The organism is Dissulfuribacter thermophilus (assembly GCF_001687335.1).
Lineage (GTDB): Bacteria > Desulfobacterota > Dissulfuribacteria > Dissulfuribacterales > Dissulfuribacteraceae > Dissulfuribacter > Dissulfuribacter thermophilus.
Genome location: NZ_MAGO01000004.1, coordinates 39,047 through 50,023, shown reverse-complemented (window position 1 = coordinate 50,023; position 10,977 = coordinate 39,047). Strand labels below are relative to the sequence as shown.

13 protein-coding genes are annotated in these 10,977 nt (G+C 44.2%); 4 read left to right on the top strand and 9 right to left on the bottom strand.

What is annotated here, in order from left to right:
- The first annotated feature begins 15 nt into the window (after positions 1-15).
- Positions 16-1,206 (top strand): aminotransferase class I/II-fold pyridoxal phosphate-dependent enzyme, encoded by a 1,191-nt coding sequence (locus DBT_RS04295; RefSeq protein WP_067616823.1) that lies wholly within the window; start codon positions 16-18, stop codon positions 1,204-1,206.
- A gap of 112 nt (positions 1,207-1,318) precedes the next feature.
- On the opposite strand, the gene DBT_RS04290 is transcribed toward DBT_RS04295, so the two are convergent.
- The 3 genes from DBT_RS04290 to DBT_RS04280 form a co-directional block, all read right to left on the bottom strand.
- Positions 1,319-2,092, bottom strand: coding sequence for a hypothetical protein (locus DBT_RS04290; protein ID WP_067616821.1), 774 nt, complete (start codon positions 2,090-2,092; stop codon positions 1,319-1,321).
- Positions 2,089-2,604, bottom strand: coding sequence for a FlgO family outer membrane protein (locus tag DBT_RS04285; RefSeq protein WP_141674205.1), 516 nt, complete (start codon positions 2,602-2,604; stop codon positions 2,089-2,091). The genes DBT_RS04290 and DBT_RS04285 overlap by 4 nt, the downstream gene beginning before the upstream one ends.
- Positions 2,605-2,722: 118 nt before the next feature.
- Positions 2,723-3,415, bottom strand: a complete 693-nt coding sequence (locus tag DBT_RS04280) for a FlgO family outer membrane protein (protein WP_067616815.1) — start codon at positions 3,413-3,415, stop codon at positions 2,723-2,725.
- Positions 3,416-3,617: 202 nt separating this feature from the next.
- On the opposite strand from DBT_RS04280, the gene DBT_RS04275 reads away from it, so the two are divergent.
- Genes DBT_RS04275 through tmk form a run of 3 tightly spaced genes read left to right on the top strand, consistent with a single transcriptional unit; the run spans position 3,618 to position 5,386 of the window.
- A complete protein-coding gene (locus DBT_RS04275) occupies positions 3,618-4,037 on the top strand; it encodes a MarR family winged helix-turn-helix transcriptional regulator (protein ID WP_067616814.1) in 420 nt (139 codons plus the stop codon).
- Positions 4,038-4,071: 34 nt separating this feature from the next.
- Positions 4,072-4,791, top strand: coding sequence for a Smr/MutS family protein (locus tag DBT_RS04270; protein ID WP_067616812.1), 720 nt, complete (start codon positions 4,072-4,074; stop codon positions 4,789-4,791).
- Positions 4,784-5,386: a dTMP kinase gene (gene tmk / locus DBT_RS04265; protein WP_067616811.1), complete on the top strand. Its 603-nt coding sequence runs from the start codon at positions 4,784-4,786 to the stop codon at positions 5,384-5,386. Before DBT_RS04270 ends, tmk begins: the two co-directional genes overlap by 8 nt.
- Here the strand turns inward: tmk and fliW are convergent.
- The 6 genes from fliW to DBT_RS04235 form a co-directional block, all read right to left on the bottom strand.
- Complete coding sequence (gene fliW / locus DBT_RS04260; protein WP_083186619.1) at positions 5,358-5,807, bottom strand: flagellar assembly protein FliW; 450 nt, start codon at positions 5,805-5,807, stop codon at positions 5,358-5,360. The genes tmk and fliW overlap by 29 nt on opposite strands.
- The gene (csrA, locus tag DBT_RS04255; protein ID WP_067616808.1) at positions 5,808-6,029 is read right to left on the bottom strand and encodes a carbon storage regulator CsrA; all 222 of its coding nucleotides are present in this window, start codon (positions 6,027-6,029) and stop codon (positions 5,808-5,810) included.
- A gap of 69 nt (positions 6,030-6,098) precedes the next feature.
- The gene (gene flgL / locus DBT_RS04250) at positions 6,099-6,995 is read right to left on the bottom strand and encodes a flagellar hook-associated protein FlgL (RefSeq protein WP_067616797.1); all 897 of its coding nucleotides are present in this window, start codon (positions 6,993-6,995) and stop codon (positions 6,099-6,101) included.
- A 27-nt stretch (positions 6,996-7,022) separates the two neighbouring features.
- The gene (flgK, locus tag DBT_RS04245) at positions 7,023-10,145 is read right to left on the bottom strand and encodes a flagellar hook-associated protein FlgK (protein ID WP_067616795.1); all 3,123 of its coding nucleotides are present in this window, start codon (positions 10,143-10,145) and stop codon (positions 7,023-7,025) included.
- Complete coding sequence (locus DBT_RS04240; protein ID WP_067616792.1) at positions 10,145-10,654, bottom strand: hypothetical protein; 510 nt, start codon at positions 10,652-10,654, stop codon at positions 10,145-10,147. Before DBT_RS04240 ends, flgK begins: the two co-directional genes overlap by 1 nt.
- A 2-nt stretch (positions 10,655-10,656) precedes the next feature.
- Positions 10,657-10,974 (bottom strand): rod-binding protein, encoded by a 318-nt coding sequence (locus tag DBT_RS04235; RefSeq protein WP_067616790.1) that lies wholly within the window; start codon positions 10,972-10,974, stop codon positions 10,657-10,659.
- Positions 10,975-10,977 lie beyond the last annotated feature (3 nt).

Sequence of the window (10,977 nt, the reverse complement as noted above, 5' to 3'; positions counted from 1 at the left end):
TAGGAAGGGCCAGTGATGTTATCAAAGGTTATCCCATCGAAAAGGACACAGAATATAGAGTATGCTATTCGAGACATTGTAGTTGAGGCAGAGAAACGTAAAGAGCGTGGCGGAGATCTCATCTACCTCAACATTGGAGACCCAGTACTGTTTGATTTTAGAACCCCGTCACACCTAATTGAGGCTACATATAAGGCAATGCTTGAGCATCACACAGGGTACTCTGCTTCTGAGGGAGTGGATGTGGCTGTCCAGGCCATCAAGGAAGACGCCATTAAAAAGGGGATTGAACCTTATGAGGTATTGATTACAACCGGTGCCAGTGAGGCCATTGACTTTGCCCTTTCATCCCTGGTAAACAATGGTGAAAATGTACTCGTACCATCTCCAGGTTACCCGCTTTACAATGCACTTTTAGCAAGGCTCATTGGTGAGGCTCGGCCCTATAAACTCGATGAAGAGAAGAATTGGGAGCCGGACCTTGACCACATGGCAAGCCAAATAGATGATAAGACAAGGGCGATTGTCGTTATAAATCCGAACAATCCCACTGGGGCGGTCTACACTGAAGAGACCTTGAGGGGGATTGTGGAGCTGGCGAGGAAGCACAACCTTGTGGTGCTCTGTGATGAAATATATGAAAAGCTTATACTGAATGGTCAGCCTCATATTAGTCTCGCTTCCCTTGATAAAGAATTGCCAGTTGTAACTTTTAATGGTTTATCAAAGTGTTACCTTGCTCCTGGATTCCGTATAGGTTGGGCAGTGGTTAGCGGTGCCCCAGAGCTTGTAGAGGATTATACAGAGGCCATGAGGAAGCTTGCTCGAGCAAGGCTGTGTGCAAGCCATCCAAAACAGTTTGCCATTCCCGCGGCTTTGAATGGAGCCCAGGGTCATATTCAGGATGCTATTGATAAATTGCGGAGGCGAAGAGACCTGACTGTAGAGCGTTTAAATGCCATCCCAGGGATTTCATGTCAGGTGCCCAATGGGGCCTTTTACGCCTTTCCCAAGATTGAAGTGGACTGTAATGATAAAGAGTGGGTCAAGTCCCTGATCAGGGAAACAGGTGTAGTTGTGGTACATGGCAGTGGTTTTGGAAGTCTCCCTGAGACTCCACATTTTAGGCTCGTGTTCTTGCCTCCAGAAGATGTACTGAACGAGGCCTATGATAGAATTGAGAAATTTATGAAGCAATATTCCTAAAAAAGTTTTGAGTTTTGAGTGTTGAGTTTTGAGTTGAAGGAAGAAAGCTTTGGAAGTGTTGAGTTTACGGTGTCATGTGTGGGTAAAGCTCAGCACAAAGGTTGAGCTCCCCTCACCTGAGTTCTGCTGCCATGGCGTGCAATATGGTAATCAGTCCCTGGACGGTCGTGGGAGCACGTCTGTAGGCCTTGGTAAAGAAGATGAAGTCCTTTTCTCTTTGAGGAGTGAGTTGTGCCTCCCCATAGGCGTAAAATACGGTTACCTTGTCTTTTGATCTCTGAAGCTTGAGGGTCAGGGCACAGAAGCCAGGGCTTTCTCCCACGGGTTCAAGGATTTTTTGCACGCTGACTGTCAAATGGAGTGGAATCCCATGGTCTAAGGCATAATCAAAGGTACTGGCTTCTGCGTATTCTCCTTTGTCGTCTGCGTCTTCAAGGTCCACCACTGCAGTAAAGAGCCCTGTCTGTAACAAAGTGCCATGGATAATCTCCTTTAGCCCTCTTTGTGTCTCGTCAACATAGGATGGAAATACTGTTTTAGCCAGAAGCACTGGACCAAGGGGAAGTTTAGGAGAAACCTTAGGCTTAACATACACCTCAATCTTGGGAGTTATTTCTGTATAGGCCCTATTTGTTGACAAGAGAGTAGATGTTTGTGGGTTAGAACACGAGAACAGGGATATTAGCAATGGGATAGCAGCAAAGATTATTTGTAGACGCTTCCACATGCCCTTATCAACTTTGGCCTCAGATGTCTGTGTTAAAGGAAGTATCCCTTTACATTCATTGCTATGTGTAAGAGGTGCCTCAACAGTACTTAATTGATTGTCTTTTAAGCTAGATCTGCTTGTACTACTCTTGTTCACAGGTATGATTTCTTTATTCATTGTATAAGCCTGTCAAGAGAACTGGGTTCCAGCCCTCCTTCTTCTCTGAGGAGTTGTTCTACAATAGGGGTCTTTATTATCTCCCTTGAAGTTGCAGATATAGTAGTCCTGGTTTTAAAGTCGATTATCCGAGCATTTACAATGACTGTGGTAGGGGTCTCTGAAAAGGTGCCTGTTAGCACTGTTTCTGCCTTGATCGACTTCTTGATTTCTTCGGGATTACGCGTAAGCAAGAATTCCCCCTTTTGCGGAGCGAGATTGATGGATGTAGCACTCCTGATCTCCTGTACCTGAATACCGTTTTGGGTCAAGGTAGATAGTAGTGTCTCGGCTAGAGTCCTTCCAAATCTTGTTGGGTGTTCAAGGTTGTTGATGTCTGAAAAGGTGGTAACTACCAGTGTCCTTTCATGGAGATTCTCATAGCTATTGTTTTTGAGTAGATCACGGACCAATTCCCGGCAAAGTTCTGGGAAATTTGAGACCTCCCTACCTTTGGGTACAGTATTTACCATTGGGGGCGGCCCCTGGGCAAAATAGCTTCCTTTAATGGGGCCACATGAGACAAGGGTGAATAAGGAGATAATTGTTGCAATTAGTACCTTGAAGCCCACGCAATATCCTCCAATTCTGCTACGATCCAGCGGGAATTATTTCCACATTACTCTCCTCACCAAGGGCTTTAATGGGAATAGTGACTGTGGGTGATACATCAGGAGCTGCGGATGGCCAGAGCATTCGGTCTAGAAATGAATTTCTCATAAGATGGGCCTGGGCAGAAGAGACCACTATATTGTTTTTGTTTGATATAATCCTTGCGTTCACGAATATGTTGTCTCCTCGAACAACATAGGTGCCAACTAGTAGGTATTCAGCAGAAGAGTGTTTTGAAATCTCTTTTATGTTTCTTGAAAGGCTATATTCTCCAAATCGTTCCTTTATAAGGATAGATTCTGTTTTCCTTATTTCAGTAACCATGAGCCCAGCCCTCTGGAGTTCTCCCATAAGTCCCTCTGCGATGTAGCGTCCAAATGGAGAGGTCCTGTAAAGATGATTTAGGTCCACAAATGTTGTTACAGCAATGGGGCCTTGGAGGTCTGTCGTCCCATTCAAGTTGTGTAGGAGCTGGGAAGAAAGATTGTGCATGAACTGGTCAAATTCTTCCGCCTGAGAGTTTTCTGATTCTTTTGGACTCTGGTTGATAGTCTCACTCTGATTGATGGTTGTGTTGGTTTCTAATAATGCGTAATTTTGTTCTTTTTTGAATCCTGGAAAAGAGCAGCCACTCAATAGTATTAAGAGGATGAAGAAATTGAATTTTTTCATGCGTTACCTCCCTAGGTTTCTTTGAGATTTGAAAATTCAAAATTTATGCCAGATTTTTTGATTTTTATTTGAAGAAATAAACATTTCATGAATAAAAATTATATATTTTTAGTATATAAATCATAGTTTTTTCAAGGTTTCACCAAGTTGGATAATGTGATATAAAGCTGTTATCACGAATGAAGATGGGAGAGGAGATGCTATGAGAAAGGACTTTCAAAAGCTCACTGATCTTCTGATTGAACTCTACGATAAGATGGCCTCATGGGATGCATCAGTAGTACGCGGTTCAGGGCTTTCCGCACCTCAGATACATACTATAGAGGTCCTTGGAAATCACCCGCGACTTAGGATGAAGGAACTGGCAGAGAAAATTGGTGTTACAACAGGTACCATGACTGTCATGATCGATAGACTTGAGGCAAAGGGGCTTGTTGAGAGAAAACCACACCCAGATGATAGGCGCTCTTATGTTGTTGATCTCACTGAAAAGGGGCAAAAGAGCTTTAAGGAGCATCATGATCTACACATAAAGCTCACTGAGGATATTGCCTCACCCCTTACCAATGAGGAAATAGCAGCCCTTATAAATGGCTTAGAAAAGATCCTGGAAGGTTTTTAATCTTAATGGAGATTATTTATTTTGAGGCAGTCTCATGGGACATCTCACCTTTACGCCATTTGAGAGCCTTGGTAAGGAAATAAAAAAACTACGAAGGGACAAGATCCTAAATGACGTCAGTTTGACTAGGAATACCGCCGCTAAATCTCAACACATGTTGGATTCTCAGGAAGTATTTGAGAATGAAAAAGAATTAATGATGTTTTTAAGGGAGATGGAGGGCGTGGTCCCTCTGAAAAAGGAAGAGTCCAAGGTAGAAGAAAGTTTTTTGAACCAACCCAAAAGAGAGCCTACTTTAGACCACAGTCAAACAGAGGAGGAAGTCCTAAAAAAATTAAAGGAACTCGTCTCTGGGAATGGTTTTATTTCATTGAAAGACACCTCAGAATTTGTCAGTGGAGGGCGAAGTTCCTTTTCCTCAGTGGTAGCAGATGCACTACACAAGGGCCGTTTTAGTGTGCAGGCATACCTGGACCTCCATGGAGTTGACGTGGTGACTGCATTGGCATTATGTGAAGAGTTCGTTGCCGATTCCATAAAAAAGGATCTAAGATGTATTGCTTTTATTCACGGTAGAGGTCTAGGTTCAAAAGATGGTCCGGTCCTTAAAAAGGCAGTGGTGGACTGGCTCAAAAGAGGCCCTTACAGGAGATTCCTTGTTGCCTATGCAAGTGCACCACCCTGGGATGGAGGAACAGGAGTAACCTATTGCCTTCTAAAGCGTTCCGCATATAAGAAGAGAAAAAATGGGTAAACTGATTGCAATAGAAGGTATAGACGGGACTGGGAAATCCACTCTTGCCAAAAATCTCTATAACGCCTTGAAAGAAAAGGGCTTTGACGCTGTTTTAAGCTTTGAGCCAACCTTTGGAAGGTATGGTAAAATTCTTAGGCAAAGTTTTACCAGTCCCGAACGGCTTTCTCCTGAAGAAGAATTGAGACTCTTTACAGAAGATAGGAGAGAGCATGTAAGGGACTTTATAGAACCTGCCCTAAAAGAGGGAAAGATTGTAGTCCTTGATCGCTATTACCTGTCCACTATTGCTTATCAAGGGGCAAGAGGACTGGAGCCTGAAAAGATCAGGGTAGAAAATGAAGCATTTTCACCAAGGCCAGACCTGGCCATAATACTAGTCCTTGACCCAGAAAGCGCCCTGAGGCGCATTGAAGAAAAAAGGGGGGAAACCCCCAATTCATTCGAGGCCCTGGATTACCTGAGGAGGGTGAAAAAGATCTTTGACGAATTGGATTACCCCTTCATCCAAAAGATTGACGCCTCTAAAAGTAAAGAAGAAATATTAGAAGACGTCTTAAATATAATTATTCCTCTGGCAACAGAGGACACTTGACTGGATAGACGTTTGGGTCAAGAACCACCTGGCAGGCAAGGCGCTTTTTGACATTGATTACAATAGGACCCAAAAGGTTTGCAGTAAGCTTTTTGGGGTTATCTTTTGGTATTGTAATGATTACCAAGCAGTCCACGTCTTCAGGGGCTTCAATCTCCAACTCTTTTTCGATTTCATCTGAAATATCAAAGACATAATCTGAAAAGAAACGCCCCGGACTTGTAACTACAAAGGCCAGCGCAGGCGTGTCTACGCTTTGAAGCCAGTGGAAGGGACTTCCCTCCTTATGGGGAATCAAAACGTAACGCCTGTCATCTGGAAATCCGAGAAGCCCTCGGGTCATCTTGATGATCTTTTCCTCTTCAATCTCAATGGTTCCAAAACGAGTAGTATTGATCTCCATGTCGATATTTTGCCTCACCTAAATGTCCAAACTATCCAAATCTTTTGTTTTCGGGGCTTCCTTTGCAGCCCTGATATTTTCCTCTTTGATACGTTTCAAAACCTCTTCACGCAATATTGTCACTCCCTTTGGAGCGCTTATTCCAATACTTGCCTGACGTCCCTTTATGTCTAATAGCACTATTTCAATGGAGTCTCCTATCTTAATTTTTTCCCCTATTTTTCTTGTAATAATTAGCACTTAGCTTTCTCCATCTATAAATTCATGGCCAGGTCAAGACCAGAGTTCAAAGGATCAGTTCAGTATTGTCTAAATAAAATCTGCAAGACTAAGTTGCATTATTTTAGAGGCTGCAGCAAGGCTTGCCTGATAGCTGGTCTGGAGCCTAGTAAGATCTGTTGCTGCCTCAACCATGTCTATATCCTCTATGTCAGAAAGCCGTTCTTTATCAGTAAGTTCAAGAGAGTCAGCCATTGATTCAAGGCGTTCAAGTGAACCTGAAATGGAACCTGCCTTTGAGATCTGTACACTGATGTTCTTCAATGCCTCATCAATGGCACCAATAGAGGCATCAATGTCTTCTTGGCTGTTAGATACGAGGCTGTCATAGAGTTTACTGACACTATCAAATACGCCTCCTTGCATAAAAGCAGTGTCTCCGTCTATGTTTATAACTTTGGTCAGACCATCTGCTACGGTAATCTCGAAGTTGTCTCTATTGCCAAGATACTGTACCTTGCCGTCCTGACCCAGCACAAAGGGTGCCTGCCCTCGGTCATAGCCCTTGGTCTTAGTGCCACCAAATAGATATCGCCCTCCAAATCTTGTGTTCCCGAGGCTAACCAATTCCTCAAGGATTCCCTTGACCTCTTCTGCAATAGCACGTCTGGTATCTGCATTCTGGGTGTCATTGGCACCCTGAATCGCCAGAGTCTTTGCACGAGTCAAGCGCTCTTGCACCTGATTCAGTACCTCTTCTGTGGATCGCGTCCATCCCTGGCCATATACGATGTTTCTCTGAACCTGGTTTGTCACAGATATACTGGATCTTATAGACAATGCATGGGTAAGTGCCACAGGTGCATCAGAGGGACGCCTGTATATCTTGCCAGAAGAAATCTGAGACGTCTTCAACGACATTTCCTCAGTAATATTTCCAAGATCTGTCTTTATTTGGTTGAAGATATTTGCTACTGTCACCCGCATGGATTGTCCCTCCAGTTAATAACCAGGCTATTGTTTGGCCTGTAACAAGGCAAGATAGAGCTCATCAGCAGTGCTTATCAACTTTGCAGCCGCAGTATACGCATGTTGAAACTTGAGTAGATTACTGAGCTCTTCATCGAGTGATACCCCTGATATCGCATCCCTCCTCATCTGGAGATCTGCCACAGTGCTCTTTAAAAATTCATGATCGGTTTTTATGCCTCTTGTCTCAATTCCTATCCTTCCTACCAGGTTTTGATATGCCTCGTTTATGGTGGCACCATTAAGGCTATCAATAGAATATCTACTTATGTCTCTAATTGAAAGGGCATTTTCATTGTTTGCAGGAGAAAGCCCTCCTCCAAGGGGCGTAAAGATTCCCAGAGTATTAAACAGATTAGAGGTGTCGTCCGTGAGTATAAACGATCCAACTCCATCCTCTGCTCGAACGTCCAAGCGGCCTCCAACTACTTTGGCCTTAATCCCAGATATTGCGTCGAGCTTTAGGGCTATGTCCTCAAGACTATCCCATGTCCCAACAGAGATATTTATAGGGGATCCAGGGATAGAGATTCCGTCCTGGTCATACAGATAGAGATTGAAGGACCCTGGGACAATGGATTGTTCGATATCATCCAGAGAAACATTTAGGTCCTCAACTCCGTACATCCCTGTCAGACTCTGTCCAATTGTTGGGAGTCCGAGGGAACTCATTAGATTAGTGGTATCATTTTTAAAGAAAATGCCTTGCGTCCCAGGAGGAGCATCGAGGATAAGACGACCGTCTACAATACTTGCGTTTAATAGACCAGTTCCATTGAGGGCATTTGCCACATCCTGGAGGCTCATGGTATTTGGATCGAAATTTAGTACACTTTCTCCTATCAATGCACCGTCAGGCCCGTAGGTTTTGAGTTCAAAGGATCCAGCCTTAAGGGCGCCATAATCGCTCAGCCCAGAAAGGGGGCTTCCAAGTGGGACGCTGTCATTGGTAACGCTGAAAAAAGCCTGGATCTCCTGGTTGGCTGTGGGGATTCCCAGGTATTTCATCAGCCCTGAAGTATCGTTGCCAATGCCAATCGTGGAAAAGTCCTGGCTGTCTCCGTAAATCCTTAGTGTGCCTGTGGGAGTGATCTCTGCAAAGACACCATCTATCTGATTGATCCTGTTGATGATCTCATTGAGGGAATCGTGTGCGGGATCTACCTGGATCTCTGAGCTCCCTACAATGAGGCCATTTTGATCGTATTTGTATATAGTGAGAGTACCAGGATCTATTGAGGCCCCAAGTGGCCTCTGTGGGTCAATGACCTCTCGCTGGCTCACGACAACAGAAGTCCCTTTTGACTCCACCTTGGCAGCTGCTATCAAGGTTGGGTCATCTTGAATTGCCTGGTCAAGGCCAATGGTCTCTGCATTGGTGCCTGTAAAAAAGGCATTTAGTCCAGTGGCTAAGAGGGCCCCTGATGTATCCTTCCCAAAGGCAAAGCCAGCCACACTGGTTGTCCCATCAACACCTATTACCAGGTGCCCATTTACAAGTCTTGCACTTATTCCCTCGATTGAGTCAACGGCATTTTTGAGGTCTTCCATTGTAGTTGTGGCAGGATCCACAGATATTACCACAGGGTCGTTTACTTCTGGGGTAGAAGGATCATAGTCCACAACATTTCCGTTTTGATCGAAGAGCCAAATTTCGAAGGATCCCGCCTTAACTTGGTCTGAAAAAAATAGTCCAGAGGACCTGAAACCAATGGGTTCCCCTGTATTTGTGGCACTATAGACCCCTGTGGTCTCTGTAAGCGGGGCCAATCCAGCACCTTGACTGTGTTGAGTGTTTACCTCCTTAATAAGGGCAGTTGCCCACTGATTTAAGGTTTCCAGATAATTAGTTGGATATCTTCCATCGAATTTTCCAAGGTCGAGTCCATTCACAAGGCCTTGTATGGAATCAATCTGAAAGGTTATGGACTTGGTACCAGGAGTGAGATCTTTTATTGAAATCCTTCCATCTTCATTTACGTATGCCTGAACACCTTTTCCAGGACCAGAAAAAGCCGCCTCTATGGCGTCGAGGAAATCTTGAATCCTTGCACCTGATTCTGGAGGACCAGGATCATATTGAAAGGTCCCTGTCACTGGGAGACCGTCTTGATCAGTCCCTGAAAAGTGTATCTCAAAGGGCCCTGTTATATTCACTCCGTCTATTTCGTCCCAGCGTGTCCAGCTATTTACTGCCTTTCCTCCGCTGGTGTTTGCAGTAGAGCCAATGAGAAGTCCCTTGTCCCTTGGACTTATTCTCGACTTAATATCAAGCCAGGCTCCGAGCTTTCCAGCACCTACTTCCTCCTGGGTAAGCTCAGTCCTAGTTCCATCGGTTCCTATCCAATTCACAGCGCCATTTGAGTATTCTATATGCCAGGATCTATCTCCCTCGACGAGTTGAAACCCCTTACCCATAATTATGGTATAGGTACCTCGTGGTGTCTCAAAATAATGAAGATCAGTGAGTTCAGAAAGTTTTTTGAGGAGGACATCTCTTTTGTCCCTCAAATCATTAGCCGCGTGGCCATTTGCCTCCATTGCCACAATCTGGACATTTAGCTCAGCGATTTGATCAGCGGTCTGGTTTATATCTTTGACGGTCTGTTCCAGATTCAGATTGACTTCGTTGGAAAGATTCAAAAGGCTATTATACCTTTCTCTTATGCCATCTACCAACAGCTTAGCCTTTTCTAAAAGGGTCATTCTCTCTGGAATACCTTCGGCGTTATTGGATAGATCGTCCCAGGCACTCCAAAACTCATTTAGCTGGTTGTAGAGTCCAGAACCATCCACCTCGTTTAAAATACCTTCGATGGTTGTCATTGCAGACTCTTGGGTCTCCAGACCGGCCTTATCAGACATCTTGGAAAACAGCGTATTGGTGATAAAGCTGTTGTAAGCCCTGGTTATTTCCCTGGCAGTTACACCGTTTCCTACATTGCCGATGGGAGACAGATTGGGGTATTGGGCTTCAAGGGTAACCTCCTGTCTTGAATAACCTTCGGTATTTACGTTTGAGACGTTATGGCCTGCGGTCTGAAGACTGAGCTGGTGGGTCAAAAGAGCGGTCTTTGCAATGTTTAAGAGACTCGTAATACCAGCCATTATTTTAAACCTTCCCTAATTTGCCCTCTGGAATTGTATAGGCATTGGCCAGCTGCGCCATCTGTATTGCAGTTTCGAGGGTATTTCATGAGTATCTTGGAGAGCTCTATGGTTTGGGCCAAACCTGACTTTGCCCAATTCAGATTCCTCTGGTTTTTTAACTGAACCTCCTTTTTTTTATGGGTATAGTCTAAAAACCATTTCTCAAACCGTAAGAAATCATTAAAGTCTAGGATATTTTTAAACTCATCGAAGATGGAGGGATTTTTAGGGCTGACTCCCATCTTGGTCAAAATTTGGGTGACTGTCTTAAGGAGCCTGTCCTCACCGTTCTTTACTTTTTTTACGAGATTTTCCTTTTCCTTGGCATAAGAATAAATTGCACTAAACTGCCTTTCCAATAGGCTGATTCGCTCCTTTTCCAAGACTTCAAGGAGTCTATCAATATCGGATGTAAGTCCGTTTAGATAGGCCCAAAAGGTATGAGATAGTCTTGGAAGCCTCTTCATTTCTACTGCTCTCCTTTATTAATTACACGAGGGGCAAATGCGTTATAGAGCATGTCCGCTATCCCCAATGCACCTCTTTCTGAGAGGGCCTCGGAGACCTTTTCATCAAACATGGATTCGTAGATCTCCTGGCGCAGCCCTCCATCCAAAAGGCCAGACTTTGGAATGGTCTTTCTCATTGCCTTGAGCATTTCATTAATGAACATGGCCTCAAATCCCTTACAGGCCTCTTTGAATCTCTTTTCCTCAAGGGATTCCTTAAGGGATTCCTTTTTGAGATTTACTGCTGTAGTTGGGTCAAATAAAACTGGTGTCATCATGAC